The sequence below is a fragment of the Microbulbifer okhotskensis genome (assembly GCF_023895975.1).
Classification (GTDB): Bacteria; Pseudomonadota; Gammaproteobacteria; order Pseudomonadales; family Cellvibrionaceae; genus Microbulbifer; species Microbulbifer okhotskensis.
Window position 1 is genome coordinate 32,833 of sequence record NZ_JALBWM010000025.1, and the last position, 16,887, is coordinate 49,719.

The following is a 16,887-nucleotide window of genomic DNA, read 5'->3' on the forward strand; positions in this document are numbered from 1 at the left end:
TGTGAAGGCAGCCTTATCATCGATTCGAGAAAGCTCTTCCCCGGAAAATGAATTTCTTAATGATGTATTGCAGGGATTGTCAGATCGTCAAAAAAATATACCGTGTAAGTATCTATACGACGAGCAGGGCTCTCAGCTTTTCGAAAAAATATGTAACTTGGAAGATTACTATTTAATGCGTACGGAAACGGAAATATTTAATACGTATCTGGTGGATATTGGCCGTGAAATTGGTGCTGAAGCACTGCTTGTGGAGCCTGGGGCAGGTAACTGTGAGAAAGTAGAGGCTTTGCTCAATGTTCTTGAAAAACCTAGCGGATATTACCCTATTGATATATCTCCAGAAATACTGCGTCAAGCAGAGAAGCGTATTAGTCAGAGTGTATCAAATATCCCGATATGGACCGAAGTGGGTGATTTCACTCAGTCGAAGGTGTGGGATAATCTGACTCAGATCCCATCAAAGAAAAGAGTCGTATTTTTCCCCGGTTCAACGATTGGCAATTTTGAGCCAAAGAAAGCGGGACAGCTTCTGGAGCTGTTTGCCGCCAATCTGAACGAAGGGGATGGGCTGTTGATAGGCGTTGATCTTGTTAAGGACTCAGTAGTTCTCGAAAGGGCCTATCATGATAGTGAGCATATAACTGAACGATTCACCAAAAATATCTTGTCACGTATTAACAGTGAACTTGACGGTGACTTTGATTCATCATTATTTGCCCATCGGGCTTTTTATCATCAATTACGGCAGCGCATAGAAATCCACCTGGTCAGCCTGAAAGAGCAAAGCGTTTCCATTTCTGGGAGACAAATAGAGTTTTTCGAAGGCGAGACAATTCATACAGAGAATAGTCATAAGTACGAACTAAGAGGCTTTAATAGTCTGCTGTTGGATGGGGGCTTTAAGCCTGTTCGGCAATGGACCGACTCCTCTGAATCCTATGCTATTTACTATGCTCAAGCGATTTAGCGGGTTTTCTGCTCTGTCACTTTCCTTGGTATTATTGTTAATGCCGGGGGTTACGCTCTCCACTGGAGGAGAGTCGGAGCAAAAAGCTGGAGTGTTTGTTGTTTACAAGCACCCACTGTGTTTTTGCTGTACAAAGTGGGTGAATCATTTGAAGGAAAATAATATTTCTGTATCCACTAGCCTTGAACTGGACATGGGGACGATTAGAAAGCAGTGGGGAATCCCGCGGGGGATGGAGGGATGTCATACGGCCGTTTGGCATAACAAATATGTATTTGAAGGACATGTACCCGCCAGTTATATCCAGAAATTTCTTCTTGCACCCCCAGAAGGAGGGATAGGCTTATTGGTTCCCGGTATGCCCGTAGGCAGTCCTGGGATGGAGGTAGATGGCAAGTTTGAGGCGTATAATATATATCTGCTACTCGAAGGCGGGGACTACCGTCCTTTTGCTCGTGTTGAGACGTCCCAACCTTAATCTAATTCAGATTTCTATAACGACCCATACCAAATGATATAAATATAACTGATGGTAACGCTGATAATGCTTACGGGTAACATAAGCAGGAAAAATTGCCAGAAGTTAAATGGTTGAATACCAAATTTTTCTGCCTGCTGCAGAACAATCACATTGCTTGCCGCACTGATAATAAAAAGGTTACCCGCGGCTGTGGATACTGCTGATAGCATCATCAGCGTTTGAGTCCCATGTTCGTGCAGTAGGTGCAGGTAGATCTCCACTACAGGTACATTGGAGAATAACTGGCTGGCAAAGAAACTCACAAAAGTGACGGTTTCGGGTTCCGATAAGTCGATACCACTTTCCTTGAGGAAGAACTGTAGTGAACCCGATTTGAGGAGTGAGCCAGTGACTACGAACATCGAGATAAAAAAGAACAGAGTTGGCCAGTCTACCTCTCGTAAAATCCGCCGTCTTTCACGACTTGCTAAGTATATGGGTAGGCATGCAGCCAACCCTATTTGTCCCAAGCTCGGGTGGTAAATGCCCTCCACGTTATGTAATACGCTGCCCAGTGCAATTAGAATTATGAGTAGAGAAGCAGATAGAAGTGGGGGCCATTTCTGCGTAATTTCATCACTTTCACGGGACTGGATACCCACTGCATGATTGGGGTCATCAATTTTAAGAAAGCGTTTCAGCCAAAAAATGGATAGTACCAGAGTGATCGCTGCGGGAATAAATATCCACTCCACGAACACAAAAAACATATTGTCAAACTCACCAGCATTGGCAATCAAAATATTTTGAGGATTGCCAACCGGTGAAACCATACTGCCAATAGTGACAGTTGCGCATAATAAAATAAGAAGGGGAACAACACCCCATTTCATGTCGCGAGCCATAAGGAGAGCAATAGGCACTCCTATAACTGCCGCCGCGTCATTGGTTAGCAAAGCCGCGCATATCGCCATGATTAAGACATAGCTTGCCAGTATGGCATTCGGACTTTTTCGTGAGAGAATCCGTTTACTGATCTGTGCAGAAATACCGGTGTCATAGAGGGCGGAGGCAATGGAGAAAACTGAGAATAAATAGAGGATCAGGTCCCAGTCAACAGCAAAAAAAGCTTCTTTGAATGTGATTTGCCGCAGTCCCAAAAGTACAATCGCGCCAAACGTCATTATGTGCCAGATACGAATAGCTGACGGAAGCCATTGGCGCGCGGCAATCAGGAGAAAGATGATCGTCGAGACAGTTAAGCTGATAGACATCTATCGTCATCCAAATATTGCTAGTCGTAACTGCTACTCTGGAGTTCAGTATCGCCATTACCTGAGGCCCACCCCAGTGCAGCGGAGTACTAACAAGGCCGTACATAAGAGTTTAAACAAACCTCTCCTCTTTACGAACTTCTTTGCCGGAGATGTAGTTGCAGGTTTAGGCCCCTATCTGGCGATTTATCTACTGTCTGCAATGCATTGGAAGCCGGGAGATATAGGGTTGGTGCTTGCGATTGGCGGAATAACCACGGTACTGCTGCAAACACCTGCTGGGGCATTTATTGATAGCGCACGTTTTAAGCGAGGCTTGATCGCACTTTGCGGGATTATTATTGGCGTGGTTTCAATTACCATCGTCGAGTTTACCAGCCATAGGCCGCTTATTTATCTTTCGCAAGTTTTAATGGGGGCGGCGATAGCGTTTGTTGCCCCTTCAATTGCTGCGATTACTCTCGGTGTTACCACGGATAAGAATTTCACCTACCAAACCAGTGCAAATCAGGCATCTAATCATGCCGGAAATGTATTTGCCGCTGGTCTGGCCGCCATTATTGCATTGACTATTTCCGGGAAGGGCGTGTTTTGGTTGATGGCAATTATGGGCATGCTCATGGCGATCTCGGTTGCCTTCATCCCGGGAAAATCGATTGATCATATTCGTGCTCGGGGAGGAGAGCAGAAGGATTCCAAGGGGGGTGAGCACCCGTCAGGTTTTAGGTCCTTATTGACTGATAAAAGCTTGGTTATGTTAGCGATTAGTGTATTTCTGTTTCACTTTGGAAATGCGGCAATGTTGCCTCTAGTCAGTCAAAAACTATCGATTAACTCGAATGCCAATATTGCTATTGCCTTCACTTCTGCGTGTATTATCGCGGCTCAGTTTATGATGATGTTGATGTCTTTCCTGTGTGCTGCCAAAGCGGATATCTGGGGGCGAAAGTTGATTTTCCTGATTGGTTTCTTTATCAATCCCATCCGGGCTCTGTTATTTATGTCGACGGACAACCCGTATTTTTTGGTAGCCATTCAATCCCTGGACGGCGTGGCGAACGGTATATTTGGGGTGATTATCATTTTGATGTGTGCTGACCTTACACGGGGAACGGGGCGGTTCAATGTGACTCAGGGAGCCATGGCAGCTCTGGTGGGCATTGGATCTGCATGTAGTAATTTTTCTGCCGAGTATATTGTCCAATACCAGGGCTACAGCACAGCCTTTCTCACCCTCGGAGCCATCGCGTTGGTTGCGGGCACCTTCTTCTTTATATTTGTTCCTGAAACCAAGCAAATAACTCCCGCGCACACGGAATAGCAAGTTGTTGAAAAATCTACGGAAAGCCTTCTTCAACAACTTGCTAGAGATAAGTAACCGTTAGTCATTTTACCGATTGAATAAACTCCATGATCAGTTCTTTTTCTCCGGCGGTGGGTTTGGGTAATCGCCACTTACAAACTATCTTTGGTCGTTTTCATCGTACCAAGCCTTGGATCGTCACCCACTGTCGATGGTATGACACCCCGGATGGGGATAGCCTAGCGCTTCATTACCCGAAGCCCTTACGAAGTGACTCCGGTTGTCCATTGGTACTGATACTGCACGGTCTCGGCGGCTCGGTAGGCTCGACTTATGTGCAAGGGCTGATGGAGACTCTGCTAGAGGACCATTTTCAGGTGGCGGTGATGCACTTTCGTGGGTGCGGTGGTATTCCCAATCGTTTACCACGTGCTTATCACAGTGGTGATAGTGATGATCCTCGCTGGCTGATCAATGAGCTAAAGCGGGAATTTCCATTAACCCCGGTGTTGGTTGTCGGCTTTTCACTGGGAGGCAATGTGGTGCTCAAACTGCTGGGTGAGGATGGGGAAAGCGGCCAGGTAACTGCCGCAGTTGCTGTTTCTGCGCCGATGGATCTGCATGCCTGCAGCCGTTATATCAATACCGGGCTATCTCGCTTTTACGAGCGCCATCTGTTAAATGGACTGCGCTTGAGCCTGCTACATAAAGCTGAGGATCCGCAGATGGCTGCGGCACTGCCGGATCTCAATTGCAGCTCTAGTTTTATCGATTTCAGACATTTTGATGACGCCTTTACTGCACCGCTACACGGCTTCCGCAATGTAGATGACTATTACACTAGGGCATCGAGTAAGCCATTGTTAAAAGATATCCGTATTCCAACCTTGATTATCAACGCAGTTGACGACCCTTTTATCTGTCCATCTGCAATTCCAGTGCGCGCAGAAGTCAGTTCGGCTGTGGACTTGGCGGTCAGCGAGCATGGTGGCCATGTCGGATTTGTCGGGGGTTCGGCTTGGCACCCCCACTACTGGCTGGAGAAAAAAATTCCCGATTTTTTGGGCTCGGTTGTCGGCATTACGAAGGGAGCTCGGCAGGGCGGCTCCCCCTCCCAAGCTTTGAGTTAACAGCACTGAGTGTTTGACGGGTCACTTCCTGAAGCCTCAGCGGTAAAAGGCATTTCTTTGCCGCAGCCGGGGAAAAGACCAAAGTGTCGGGAGAAGTCTCCGATGAATTCAAAGTGGGGTGCCAAGCGGGATTCTGCGAGCATTTTCCAAGTGTTGCCGCACACTGGAAACACACGCCCGGTTTCGATGATATGGTGCCCGTCGAGCGTAAACTGGTCAGGTGAATCAGGCACAGAGCCTTTATAAATCACGGCCTGGCCATAGTCCTCACAATCTTTTTCCAGTTCAGGTAGTTTGAACAAACGGTAAGTGGCCGAAAAAAACCGCACCGCGCCACAGCGGTGCGCAAGGGTTGGGTTGCTGATCAATAGCGGCCGGCTCTCTACCAAGCGTGGATCACGGAAGCCGCTATTTTGAGCAACTTCCAGGAAATCATTCCAATACAGGGCACCGCCAAGACACTCACCGAAAAGCTCAGGATCTGAGCTCAGCGCCATAGGGATACGTCGGTCCGCATACACGTCGGAAAAGTAGAACTCGCCACCTTGCTTCAAGAGTCGGAATAATCCTTTTAGCACCGCGTCTTTATCTGTGGATAGATTGACAACACAATTGGAAATAATGACATCGAAGCTTTCAGGTTCTAGTTCCAGAGTATCTAACTCCTCAATATATCCGTGTAAAAAGCGCACATTGTCAAAACCAAACTTATCGGCATGATGGAGTTGGTGCTGTCGGGCCACGGCCAGCTGCTCCTCGGTCATATCCACGCCGACAACTTCGCCTTTAGGGCCTACCAACTGCGACAGCAGATAGATATCGCGGCCCGAACCGCAGCCGAGGTCGAGTACTCGACAACCCTCTAACAGCGGAGGGCAAACCAGTCCGCAACCGTAGTAACGTGAGAGTACCTCTGGATGAATGTTTGACAACAGTGGTTTTAGCCACTCCGGCAATTCGGTGGGATCACAACAGGCATTGGTCTTTAGGTCAGAGGTGGTTTTCAGTTGGCGCCCGTAGTAATCCTGTACAAGATCGTGCATGGGTTCATACCTATTGCAGAGTGATTGACCGAAAGGCGCCAGGTGCGCCTGTTCATGGTTCTTGGTACTTTTACTGCGCGAGTGTAACAAGTCTCCAGCTCACACGACTAAGGAGTAGAACATCTGTGGTGTATTTCACTATAAACGGCGGAGTGAAGTTGGCGATCAGTGGCGGAAATGGAAGCGGGAACAAATTGCCTTTTGGTGTCAGTGGCGGTTGGTTGCTAGAGAATCATGTTTTTTTCATTAATATCGGCTTTCTACGCTTCGATTTTATGAGGGAACGTAATTGAGCGATCAACTGGCCCCCAGCGCTTCAGCCACTGAATCCAACCCCGAGGATTCTCTGCAAAACCCACAATTCCTTGTTGACCTGCGTCAACAGATGCTCCGTTTTGCAAGTTTGCAATTGCAAGATACGCAATTGGCTGAGGATGCTGTGCAGGAGGCGTTGATGGGGGCTCTTAAGAATTTCCGTAGCTTCTCCGGGCGCTCAGCCTTGAAGACTTGGGTTTTCGCAATCCTAAAGAACAAGATCGCCGATACTTTGCGGCAGAGACAGCGCTTTGTTGATGCGGACCTATTGGTGCGTGGGGATAGGGAAGAGCATGATCACGATGAGTTATTTGATCAGACCGGGCACTGGCAGAAGGACGAAAAACCCAAGCGCTGGGCCGATCCTGAGTCTGCAATCTACGACAAACATTTCTGGCGTATTTTTGAAGCCTGCCTTAGCCACCTGCCATCCCGCCAAGCCCAGATATTTATGATGAGGGAGTTCATCGAGCTGGAAAGCCATGAGATATGCGCAGCGGTGGAGATCTCGGTGAGCAACTTGAATGTCACACTGCACAGGGCGCGCCTGCGCCTGCGTGAATGCCTCGAAGACAACTGGTTTGGTGTGGAGAAGGACCGATGATGAAAACCTGCCGGGAAGCCACTCGTTTGATGTCAGAGTCCCAAGAGCGCGACCTTCATATTTCTGAACAGGCCGGGCTGAAACTACATTTAGCCATGTGCACGCCATGTCGAAATTTTAGCAAGCAGCTCAAGACACTCAGGCGTATTACCCAATCTTATGCGCAAGGCGGCCCTGAGAAAGTCGACAAATAGCACTTTGCGCTCTCTCAAGGGCCAGGTGTCCCGCTTCATTTAGCCAGAGTACAGCCTAACGAGGTCGACGAACGGGTCGGTAAGCGATATGCCCGCCCACGAAGTGCGGCTCATACCAATAGGAACCGCAGTGCTCGTAGGTGACATTGCCAACAGTCACAGCGACACAACTTCGCGGCAGGGTGTAGAGCCACCCCCCAACACCCACTGCCGCAGCCGTGCCCCAGTATGCCGGACCTGGGTAGGGCCAATAGTGAGGGCGCCAGGGTGGCGGGTATGGTCGATGGTGGGGATGGAATGGAGGATGATTGGGGAAGCGGCGTGCAAACTCTCCGTGGGCATAACCACCGTGAAATCCCCCTCCCATGGGGCGGAAGCTGTTGAAATGGCCGCCCACATTAAAATGGGCGCCACCGCCACCAAAGCGCCCAAAGGCATCAGCGAAGGGACTGATCAATGCGGCCAGTAGCGCGCTTGTTATCAGGCAGGGCACAATAAATCGCGTAATTAGCCCTGCCTTTTGATAGTTACGACGCATCATTGTGTGGCCCCCTTATTCGGTTCCGCCTTCTTGAACTTGATCTGCTTGAGCTTCTCTATGACAGGAGAAAAGCTGCCGGCGGCACCGGGTTTAGCCTCGGTCCAATTTAAGGTGGCAATAAAACGGGGTTTCGCTGGGTCGCGTGTATTGACAGTTGAAATACGCAAGGGCAGTGGGGTATCGCCGACCTTGATCCAGATTTCCCAGTCGAGACTCTCCGAACGGAATGCCCAGTGCTCGGTCCGTTGGCCATTGATCATCGGCCGGTTGACCAGAAAGCCCTCTTTGATTCCCGACCAAGTATCTTGCTTACGCCCCCACTCCAGTAAGTCGGCAAAGGGGACTTCGATACCGTAGTCTTTGGCGGCTTTAGAGAGAACTTGTGCAGTGGGTTCAGGGGCCTGCATCTCCGCGAAATAACCATTGCGAGGGGCAAGCATGGTGAATTTGTTTCCATTGTGGAAGAACTGTCGTGTGATCGAATCCGTAGTCAAATCGACGCGCAACTGCTTTGGCGGCATGGCCATGTATTTTACGGTACCGCCAATCAGTAGCTTTTGCTGATTCTCCAGTACCACCTCGGTAAAGATATCGGCATTGAACATCAGCATTTTGAGGCTGGCCAGGTATTGCCCCATTCGGTTCAAGGCCGCCATGGCTTTAGGGTCCATGGGTTGGTCTGGCTGCATGGCTCCCATCTGGCTCTGGGGGGCTCGCTCCTGCGGCATCTGCCCTTGTTGTTGCCGCTGATTGCCATCTGCGCCAGGCTGAAGCTGTTGTTTGTCAGGGCCATTTTGCGGCTTAGGTTCTTGTGTCGTGGAGTCACTGGGTTGGGGGGGCGTGGTAGGGGGCTGGGCAACAATGGCTGGTGCTATGACCACCGTAGTGGCAAGGACCAGCCCCCTTACCAAGCCGCCGAAGGAATGAGGAGCAAGCATCTACAGGTACCTCCCAATGCTTAACCGGAGATGTGGCATCAAAATCAGTGTAGAGGACAACCTTGGCGCCTGCTGCAGGCGCTAGCCGAATTCCGCTGTGGCTTCTTGTACAATTGAGGATGAAATAGGGGCTGAGGGTTCCGAACCGCAGGTCAGGTTCCAGTTTCTTTGCAAATCTTTAGCCTCCTCTATTTGAGGCGGCCATACTTGTTTGCTAAAGTCGGCTTCAGGATTTTTAGTTTGCTGTTCATATGAATGTGGTTCGACTTTCATTTTTGCTGATCGCGCTGTTGGTCTTCCAGACCGCAGGTGCTTTCTATGATAGTCATGAAGAACTTCAGGACGTCACCAGCCACCTGTCACTTCACCATGTGGATCAGGAAGGCTCCTCAGGGCACCCATGGCCCGATGATCAAGGCAATCCCCTAACCGATGTAGACATCCAAGGAACCCAAATCGAAGGTGAACCTGGCCAGTCTGCTCCACTTTTGGATTTCTGCAATCACTGTTGTCATTGTCATGGCAGCTCTCTTACTGGGCTGTTGGGGCAGTCATTTCAACCAATCCAGTTGGGCAGTATCTCTTACCGTGATCTGGCAAATGTTGCTGTACCCAGTGGTTACTTTTCTCCCCTGCTGCGCCCACCTATAACCCAAGTCTGATTTCTCTATTTTGTGAGCGAGCCGTTAGAAGCTCGCGAGCGCCAAACGAGATGTGATTTGGGAGATATCCATGGATTTATATCGCACGCTCATCGCGAGTGTGATTCGTCGCCATGCCGCTTGGCTGTTGGTGGTGACGATATTGTGTTTACCTGCGCAGTCTGTATTTGCGCAGAAGGGGGACTTGTTGACACTACCGGATGCGATAGGGCTAACGCTCGCGCAGAATCCGGAGCTCTCAGTATACCCAGTACGGAAAAGAGGGTTGGAGGGGGCGGAGCAAACCGCCGCACTGAAACCCGCATTGGAGTTGGGCATTGAGACCGAGTACAAACACTTCAGCGAAGATAGCTCGGACAATGCCCCCGATCCTGAAGACGGTGCCGACAACGAGTTTGAGCTGACGGTGACCTTGTCCTCAGTGATAGAACTGGGAAACAAGCGTCGAGCCCGAGTGGATGTTGTCAATGCACAGCGGGACTTGTTAATTGCTGATGAGCAGGCCAGGGCCTTGGATCTGTTGGCGGAAGTTATCCGCCGTTATGCTCAGGTACTTGCTGCACAGGAGTTGGTGGTGCTGGGGGAGGAGAAGGTCGTTCTTGCTCGCGAGACCTTAAACGCAGTTTCCGCACGGGTCAGTGCTGCGGCAAGCCCTGTGTCCGAGCGCATGCGTGCGGAGTCCGCCCTGGCGAAGGCCAAATTGGCCGAAAAGGGTAATAAGCGCATGTTGGTGTACTACAAGCTCGCGCTCTCAGCCTTGTGGGGGCAGCCAGCCCCGGATTATCAGGTGGATTCCAGTGAGCTCTATCGCTTCGAACCGGGTGCCAGTTTTCATGTGCTGTATGAACAGGCCCAGGAAAACCCCGCCATAGCCCGCTTTGCTTCCGAAGAGCGCTTGCAGGCCTCACAGCTGCGTTTGACCCAGGCGAACTCCAGGCCGGATGTAGGTTGGTACGCGGGTCTTCGTGCCAACCCGGCTGTTGATGAAACCGCTATCCTGGCGGGTTTCAATGTTCCGCTGTTCAGTGCCAAGCGCAATCGAGGTGCCGTAATAACAGCCATGACTGAGCTGGATGAGGTCATGCTGCGTCGCGAGGCAACACTGCTACAACTTTACCCGCAGCTATACCTGGCCGTGACCAGTCGTGAACAGGCTCTCGGTACTGTCTCCACTTTACAGGACTCGGTGATCCCAAAACTTCGCCAAGCCTTAAGGGAAGTGGACCGTGCTTACCGCCGTGGCCGGGACTCCTATGTCGACCTGATCTCTGCACGGGAAGAACTGCTCGATGCCGAGCGTGCCCGAATTGAGGCGGCGCGATCCATACTTCTTTTCGGCGCAGAGATTGAACAACTGACCGCCAGGCCCTTGGGGCTCATTGGCGTTGATAGCAGTAAATAATTTTGGATTGAGATATGAGCAAATTAACAAAAGCGATTCGGCTGGCGATATTGTCCCTGTCCTTGCTTCTTTCGGGAATTTGGCTGGTGCCCCTGGGTTATGCCAGTGCTGACCACGGTGATAGCCATGACGCACATGAAGCGGGTGGTGAACATGAAGATGAGCACGGGCCTAATGGAGGCCGCATACTGGAAGAGGGTGAGCTTGCGGTAGAACTGCTTATTTATGAGAGTGGTGTACAACCGGAATTCCGAGCCTGGATTACCCGTGATGGTAAACCCCTGGATAATGTCCGCCTCTCTGTAGAGCTGGAAAGACTCGGCGGTAAAGTGGATCAAGTTTCTTTTACCTGGGAGCCCAGAACCAGATACTACCGTGGCGAGGGCATAGTGGGGGAGCCTCATTCCTTCGATGTCACAGTTTCTGTTTTTTATAACGGCGAGCGCGCTGAATGGACTTTTGAATCCCATGAGGGCCGCGTACAGATCACAGAGCAGATGGCAGAAAAGGCTGGTATCAAAACCGCTGTGGCCGGCCCCGGCACCATTAAAGAAAATGTCACTCTGTATGGCAAAACCGCGATAGATCACCGCAGTATTAGTCATGTACGTGCCCGCTATCCGGGAACTGTGGTCACCATTGAAAAAGCACTTGGTGATCTCGTCGAGAAGGGAGACAAGCTCGCTTCGATCGAATCCAACGACAGTCTGCAAACCTACTCATTGGTTGCGCCTATCAGTGGCCAAATAATCGATAAACAGACCAGTCGTGGGGAATTTAGCGGTGAGCGGGTGTTGTTTACCATTGCCAACTACAACCAGTTGTGGGCCGAGTTGCAAGTATTTCCCACTCGTCGTGGCCAGATTAACCGGGGCCAGAAAGTTTCTATTATTGCCGGGGATCGCACTTTCGATTCCACCATTACCAGTCTTGCCCCTGGAGGCAACGGCCAACCCTTCGCTATTGCAAGGGCGGTTATTGAAAATCCTAATGACCTCTGGACGACGGACCTGATGGTCCAGGGCCAAGTAGTCACCAATGAAAACCCGGTACCTCTGGTGGTGGAAAACCGTGCGTTGCAACCATTTCGTGATTGGACGGTGGTGTTTATCAAGGTGGGGGAAGCTTACGAGATTCGCCCTCTGAAATTGGGGCGCAGCGATGGCGCTGTTACCGAAGTGCTGAGCGGCCTCAATGTGGGCGATCGCTATGTCACCGAGAACAGCTACCTGATTAAAGCGGATATTGAAAAATCCGGCGCTGCGCACAGCCACTAAAAGAGACCAGAAGATGATTGAAAGCATCCTGCGCTTTTCTATTGAGCGGCGTTACTTCGTGCTGTCCCTGATATTTGTATTGATAGGGTTGGGGATTTGGAGTTATCAGAAACTTCCGATCGATGCGGTCCCTGATATCACCAATGTTCAGGTGCAAATTAATACTGAAGCGCTCGGGTACTCGCCCCTGGAAGCGGAGCAGCGGATTACCTACCCGGTAGAGGCCGCGCTTGCCGGCCTGCCGAATCTGGAATATACGCGCTCGCTTTCGCGCTATGGGCTTTCCCAGGTAACCGTGGTGTTTAAAGAGGGGACCGACCTCTATTTTGCCCGCAACTTAATTAATAGCCGCCTCAGCGCTATCAAGAGCAATCTGCCCCCGGATTTGGAGCCGGAAATGGGGCCAATAGCCACCGGGCTCGGTGAGATTTTCATGTACACCGTGGAGGCATTGCCCGGCGCTATCCAGTCGAATGGGCAGCCCTACGATGCCACCGCCTTGCGGGAAATCCAGGACTGGATTATCAAACCGCAACTGTCCCTGGTGCCCGGTGTTACTGAACTGAATACCATTGGCGGTTATAACAAGCAATATCACGTGACCCCCGATCCCCGGCAGATGCTGAACTTCGGCGTATCCATGGAAGATATCGCCGAGGCTCTGCGTCGCAACAACGAAAGTCGCGGTGCCGGTTATCTGGAAAATAATGGTCGTCAACTACTGGTACGCTCACCGGGGCAGTTGCGCGATATTATTGAAATCGAAGATGTGGTGATTACCAGCCGTGCCGGGGCACCGGTAAAAATTTCTGATGTGGCGAAAGTGGCCATCGGTAAAGAACTGCGTACCGGTGCCGCCACCCGCGATGGCAAAGAAACGGTACTGGGTACCGCCATGATGCTGGTCGGGGAAAACTCTCGTGAGGTAGCCCGCAATGTGGCGGAGGCATTGGAGCGGGTTAAAACGACGGTGCCGCAAGGTATCAAAGTGGAGGCGGTTTACGATCGCACCACCCTGGTCGATAAAGCCATTGCCACGGTGCAGAAAAACCTCGTGGAGGGTGCGTTGCTGGTAATAGTGGTGTTGTTTCTGTTATTGGGAAATATACGTGCGGCCTTGATTACGGCTGCGGTCATACCGCTCTCCATGCTCGCCACCATTTTCGGCATGGTGCAAACGGGCGTCTCCGCCAACCTTATGAGTCTCGGCGCCCTCGACTTTGGCCTGATAGTCGATGGAGCAGTAATTATTGTGGAAAACGCCATTCGCAGGTTGGCCGAAGCGCAGCACCGTAAAGGCGGCAAGTTGCCCCTGCAGGAGCGATTGGAGCTGGTATTCCAGGCGACCAACGAAGTGATTCGCCCGAGCCTGTTCGGTGTGCTGATTATTACTGTGGTCTATATCCCGTTGTTCACGCTGACCGGTGTGGAAGGCAAGATGTTCCATCCCATGGCCGCGACGGTAATGATGGCCTTGCTGGCTGCGCTGGTGCTCTCGTTAACCGTAGTACCCGCAGCGGTTGCTGTTTTCCTGACCGGTAAAATCAGCGAGAAAGAAAACAAGGTGATCGTTGCTACCAAATCCCTGTACAAGCCAATGCTGATCGGAGCCATGAAAGTTCGCTGGCTGGTGCTATGCGGGGCTATGGCATTGGTACTATTTTGTAGCTGGCTCGCCACTACGCTTGGTTCGGAATTTATTCCCCAGCTCAATGAGGGTGATATAGCACTGCACGCCTTGCGTATTCCCGGTACCGGGTTAGAGCAATCGGTGGAAATGCAACGCTTGCTGGAGCAGCGCATTAAGGAGTTTCCTCAGGTAGATAAAGTATTCGCAAAGATCGGCACACCGGAGGTGGCCACAGACCCAATGCCACCGAATGTGGCCGACAATTTTGTGATGCTGAAGCCAAGGAATCAATGGCCGAACCCAAAACTGCCCCAGGAACAACTGGTGGCGGACATCGAAGAGGCTGTGCGCCAGCTGCCGGGCAATAACTACGAGTTTACCCAACCAATTCAGATGCGCTTTAACGAACTGATTTCCGGTGTGCGCTCAGACTTGGGTATCAAAGTGTTCGGCGATGACCTGGATCAGCTGGTGGCTTCCTCTAATGAAATCCTCGGTGTGCTGAATGGGATTGAAGGCGTTGCCGATGCCCGTGTAGAGCAGGTGGAGGGCTTGCCAGTCCTCTCTGTAGTGCCTAAGCGCATCGCGCTCGCCCGCTATGGGATCGATCTGCAAACCCTACAGGATCTGGTATCCACAGCCATTGGGGGTGAAGAGGCCGGTCTGATTTATGAAGGCGACCGCCGCTTCCAGTTGGTCGTACGTTTGCCGGAAAGCTTGCGAAGGAATTATAAAAACCTCGGCGACTTGCCAGTGCCATTACCCACAGGTAGCGCATTGGGCAGCTATGTGCCCCTGTCTGAAGTCGCCAAACTAGAAATGACCCCGGCTCCCAACCAGATCAGCCGCGAAAATGGTAAGCGCCGTGTTGTGGTCACAGCTAACGTACGCGATCGTGATCTCGGGTCTTTTGTAGAGGAGGCGAGGGTACGTATCGAGCAGCAAGTCCCCCTGCCTGCAGGTTACTGGTTGGTATACGGTGGTACTTTCGAGCAGTTGGAATCCGCCAGCACCCGCCTGTCCATCGTGGTCCCGCTGACACTACTGGTAATCCTCGGCCTACTGATGATGGCCTTCGGCTCATTCAAGGATGCCTTGATTATCTTTACCGGCGTCCCCCTGGCGCTGACTGGGGGTGTCCTGGCGCTGTGGCTGCGCGGTATGCCGTTGTCCATATCCGCTGGGGTAGGTTTTATCGCGCTTTCTGGTGTGGCGGTGTTGAATGGCCTGGTAATGCTATCGTTTATCCGCCAACTGCGTCAGCGGGGCGGTGAGCTGCTAACCTCCATTATCGACGGCGCCATGATCCGGCTACGCCCGGTATTGATGACGGCACTGGTAGCCAGCCTCGGTTTTGTGCCTATGGCTTTAAATGTGGGTACTGGAGCAGAGGTACAAAGGCCGCTAGCGACGGTGGTGATTGGAGGGATAATTTCTTCCACGCTCTTAACCCTGTTTGTATTGCCATTGCTGTATCGGATTGTACATTGGAGGGAAGGGGCGGCTAGAGAAGGTGCAATCATAAACTGATATCTCGCTCTACTGCCTGCTTTGCCCAGGGGGGGGTAGGCAGTACCTAGGTGAAAGTAAATCCACCAATAAAAAGACTAGTCTCCCCTCCCAATATTGAGGGCTGTATCTTACCCATTGACAGTAAAAAAGGGTGTCACTTATGAAGTCCGAACGTTCTTAGTGACACACCTTCTAGAGCACTCTTTAGCAAATTATTCATCTTAGATTGCCCGTAAAATAATAAAACCTATATTCTAAATTCTGTCGTTTAGTAGCTTTTTAAGGGTGTTGATAAATTTCTCAGCAAAATTCAAAACGTTGTCCCTCTTGGTGAGTGGGTCGCAGTATGAGAAAAGAAAGACCGAATTTCTTACTGTTGAATAGGTCAGTAATGATATTGGGTGGGCGCCGTGTGTTTGAAATGGAATGGCAGTTACAATTTCAAAAAATTGCATTTGTGTTCCTAGAGCTTTCATGCTACCCACATTGGAAACACATAACCCTTCAGAAAACAACGGACTTTTGTTTTCATATTCTTGAGACCACCCGATAATATCACCCAAATCGTAATTTTTTGGGAATGCAAATTTACAGGATTCCCCGGCTTCTGCCTGTCGATCAAGTTCGATCTGTAAGTATCTTGCCAATTGCCAGGTGTTGTCTGTGTCAATATCCGGCATTATCTCCAGGGTGGTTACCGCAGAAAATACACCCACCGCACTCAATCCAATTTGCGAGCCGCATAAATCCCGAACGTCCATGGGTAATAGGATTTTAATCCAATCTCTATGATTCGGCAGTATTTGAGATGCCTGGATAGCTACAGCACAAAATAATGCGCTTGGTCTTACTTTATAGCCCTTTCCCAGCTTCACAAGGTATGAAAGGTCCTCCATGGGGAACTGTCGATAAATGGCATGTCCCTCACGTTCGGTGGCAAAGGCAGGTTTTTCCACGGGCCATTTGAATAGGCTGTCTTTTACCGGAGATTGCTCTTGATTCACGAAATTTTTGGGTGAATCGAAATAGCTCTCGACTGCATCGTAAAGCGGCTGCCCTCCTAATTTAAAAGTCCCGGGATCTTTGAAGTAGATATCCAAAATACAGAACAGGGTCATAACAGACCGTCCGTCCAAGGCAGCATGACTGCTAACCAAGGAAACCCAATATACCTTCTCTTGGGAATTGATATAGAATGAAAGTGTATAAGTACACTTTTCAACGTTGAGCCCTGTCTCGCCCCTGCGAGTAAATTCCCGTTCAAAATCAAGGGGGCCATCCAACTTCCGCACCTCGAAGGGGATGGACTCGAATGGTACATCGCAACGCCAACGAAGCTGCTCTCCCGTTTCAACTCGAGCTTGCAGTAAGGGGTATATTTTATGGATTGATGCAAACCCGGATTTTAATTGCTCAACACTGAGTGGTGTCAGAACTTTCACAAATGAAATCACCAAGGTCCCGCCGCATGTCCTCCTGGCCAATTCAGTAAACATCGCTTCTTCTGCACCTAATACTCGGGTTAGCGCTTTATTGGACACGAAGTAAGTCTCCATTAAGGAATCTTTATAGTACCTAGCAACACTTCGGACAGTTTCATACAGCTATAGCCCCATAGTCACTGTACTGCTC

The 16,887-nt window shown here is 50.5% G+C and carries 15 protein-coding genes; 10 read left to right on the top strand and 5 right to left on the bottom strand.

The window, feature by feature from the left end; translation table 11 throughout:
• Window position 1: 1 nt before the first annotated feature.
• Window positions 2–970: an L-histidine N(alpha)-methyltransferase gene (gene egtD, locus MO867_RS08330; protein WP_252465883.1), complete on the top strand. Its 969-nt coding sequence runs from the start codon at window positions 2–4 to the stop codon at window positions 968–970.
• 40 nt (window positions 971–1,010) lie between these two features.
• Complete coding sequence (locus MO867_RS08335; protein WP_252465884.1) at window positions 1,011–1,448, top strand: DUF411 domain-containing protein; 438 nt, start codon at window positions 1,011–1,013, stop codon at window positions 1,446–1,448.
• Between the two features lie 14 nt (window positions 1,449–1,462).
• Here MO867_RS08335 and MO867_RS08340 read toward each other — a convergent pair whose 3' ends face one another.
• Entirely contained in the window at window positions 1,463–2,704 is a 1,242-nt protein-coding gene (locus MO867_RS08340; protein ID WP_252465885.1) for an ArsB/NhaD family transporter, read from the bottom strand.
• Here MO867_RS08340 and MO867_RS08345 point away from each other — a divergent pair.
• Both MO867_RS08345 and MO867_RS08350 read left to right on the top strand, forming a co-directional pair.
• Window positions 2,673–4,025 (top strand): MFS transporter, encoded by a 1,353-nt coding sequence (locus MO867_RS08345; RefSeq protein ID WP_252465886.1) that lies wholly within the window; start codon window positions 2,673–2,675, stop codon window positions 4,023–4,025. The two genes, MO867_RS08340 and MO867_RS08345, sit on opposite strands and share 32 nt — an antisense overlap.
• Window positions 4,026–4,114: 89 nt before the next feature.
• Complete coding sequence (locus MO867_RS08350) at window positions 4,115–5,137, top strand: hydrolase (RefSeq protein WP_252465887.1); 1,023 nt, start codon at window positions 4,115–4,117, stop codon at window positions 5,135–5,137.
• On the opposite strand, the gene MO867_RS08355 is transcribed toward MO867_RS08350, so the two are convergent.
• A complete protein-coding gene (locus MO867_RS08355) occupies window positions 5,134–6,180 on the bottom strand; it encodes a methyltransferase domain-containing protein (protein ID WP_252465888.1) in 1,047 nt (348 codons plus the stop codon). The genes MO867_RS08350 and MO867_RS08355 overlap by 4 nt on opposite strands.
• Window positions 6,181–6,469: 289 nt before the next feature.
• Here MO867_RS08355 and MO867_RS08360 point away from each other — a divergent pair, with 289 nt between their 5' ends.
• Window positions 6,470–7,099 (top strand): RNA polymerase factor sigma-70, encoded by a 630-nt coding sequence (locus MO867_RS08360; RefSeq protein ID WP_252465889.1) that lies wholly within the window; start codon window positions 6,470–6,472, stop codon window positions 7,097–7,099.
• The gene (locus MO867_RS08365; protein WP_252465890.1) at window positions 7,096–7,293 is read left to right on the top strand and encodes a zf-HC2 domain-containing protein; all 198 of its coding nucleotides are present in this window, start codon (window positions 7,096–7,098) and stop codon (window positions 7,291–7,293) included. The genes MO867_RS08360 and MO867_RS08365 overlap by 4 nt, the downstream gene beginning before the upstream one ends.
• A gap of 55 nt (window positions 7,294–7,348) precedes the next feature.
• Here the strand turns inward: MO867_RS08365 and MO867_RS08370 are convergent, their stop codons facing one another.
• Window positions 7,349–7,834, bottom strand: coding sequence for a hypothetical protein (locus MO867_RS08370; RefSeq protein WP_252465891.1), 486 nt, complete (start codon window positions 7,832–7,834; stop codon window positions 7,349–7,351).
• Window positions 7,831–8,772, bottom strand: a complete 942-nt coding sequence (locus MO867_RS08375; RefSeq protein WP_252465892.1) for a DUF2092 domain-containing protein — start codon at window positions 8,770–8,772, stop codon at window positions 7,831–7,833. The genes MO867_RS08370 and MO867_RS08375 overlap by 4 nt, the downstream gene beginning before the upstream one ends.
• A 251-nt stretch (window positions 8,773–9,023) precedes the next feature.
• On the opposite strand from MO867_RS08375, the gene MO867_RS08380 reads away from it, so the two are divergent.
• From MO867_RS08380 to MO867_RS08395, 4 genes are all read left to right on the top strand, one after another.
• Window positions 9,024–9,434 (top strand): hypothetical protein, encoded by a 411-nt coding sequence (locus MO867_RS08380; protein ID WP_252465893.1) that lies wholly within the window; start codon window positions 9,024–9,026, stop codon window positions 9,432–9,434.
• A gap of 70 nt (window positions 9,435–9,504) precedes the next feature.
• Window positions 9,505–10,836, top strand: a complete 1,332-nt coding sequence (locus MO867_RS08385; protein WP_252465894.1) for a TolC family protein — start codon at window positions 9,505–9,507, stop codon at window positions 10,834–10,836.
• A 14-nt stretch (window positions 10,837–10,850) separates the two neighbouring features.
• Window positions 10,851–12,113 carry an efflux RND transporter periplasmic adaptor subunit gene (locus MO867_RS08390; protein ID WP_252465895.1) on the top strand — a complete coding sequence of 421 codons (1,263 nt, stop codon included), beginning with the start codon at window positions 10,851–10,853 and terminating at the stop codon, window positions 12,111–12,113.
• Between the two features lie 13 nt (window positions 12,114–12,126).
• Window positions 12,127–15,273: an efflux RND transporter permease subunit gene (locus tag MO867_RS08395; protein ID WP_252465896.1), complete on the top strand. Its 3,147-nt coding sequence runs from the start codon at window positions 12,127–12,129 to the stop codon at window positions 15,271–15,273.
• 236 nt (window positions 15,274–15,509) lie between these two features.
• Here the strand turns inward: MO867_RS08395 and MO867_RS08400 are convergent, their stop codons facing one another.
• On the bottom strand, window positions 15,510–16,796 hold the full coding sequence (locus MO867_RS08400; protein WP_252465897.1) for a hypothetical protein: 1,287 nt from the start codon (window positions 16,794–16,796) through the stop codon (window positions 15,510–15,512).
• Window positions 16,797–16,887: the final 91 nt, after the last annotated feature.

What these genes read in the sequence shown, in the direction of transcription:
- MO867_RS08335 (WP_252465884.1), top strand. Translation starts at nt 1,011, where the DNA reads ATGCCGGGGGTTACGCTCTCCACTGGAGGAGAGTCGGAGCAAAAAGCT.
- MO867_RS08345 (WP_252465886.1), top strand. Translation starts at nt 2,673, where the DNA reads ATGATCGTCGAGACAGTTAAGCTGATAGACATCTATCGTCATCCAAAT.
- MO867_RS08340 (WP_252465885.1), bottom strand. Translation starts at nt 2,704, where the DNA reads ATGTCTATCAGCTTAACTGTCTCGACGATCATCTTTCTCCTGATTGCC.
- MO867_RS08350 (WP_252465887.1), top strand. Translation starts at nt 4,115, where the DNA reads ATGATCAGTTCTTTTTCTCCGGCGGTGGGTTTGGGTAATCGCCACTTA.
- MO867_RS08355 (WP_252465888.1), bottom strand. Translation starts at nt 6,180, where the DNA reads ATGCACGATCTTGTACAGGATTACTACGGGCGCCAACTGAAAACCACC.
- MO867_RS08365 (WP_252465890.1), top strand. Translation starts at nt 7,096, where the DNA reads ATGATGAAAACCTGCCGGGAAGCCACTCGTTTGATGTCAGAGTCCCAA.
- MO867_RS08370 (WP_252465891.1), bottom strand. Translation starts at nt 7,834, where the DNA reads ATGATGCGTCGTAACTATCAAAAGGCAGGGCTAATTACGCGATTTATT.
- MO867_RS08375 (WP_252465892.1), bottom strand. Translation starts at nt 8,772, where the DNA reads ATGCTTGCTCCTCATTCCTTCGGCGGCTTGGTAAGGGGGCTGGTCCTT.
- MO867_RS08380 (WP_252465893.1), top strand. Translation starts at nt 9,024, where the DNA reads ATGAATGTGGTTCGACTTTCATTTTTGCTGATCGCGCTGTTGGTCTTC.
- MO867_RS08385 (WP_252465894.1), top strand. Translation starts at nt 9,505, where the DNA reads ATGGATTTATATCGCACGCTCATCGCGAGTGTGATTCGTCGCCATGCC.
- MO867_RS08390 (WP_252465895.1), top strand. Translation starts at nt 10,851, where the DNA reads ATGAGCAAATTAACAAAAGCGATTCGGCTGGCGATATTGTCCCTGTCC.
- MO867_RS08395 (WP_252465896.1), top strand. Translation starts at nt 12,127, where the DNA reads ATGATTGAAAGCATCCTGCGCTTTTCTATTGAGCGGCGTTACTTCGTG.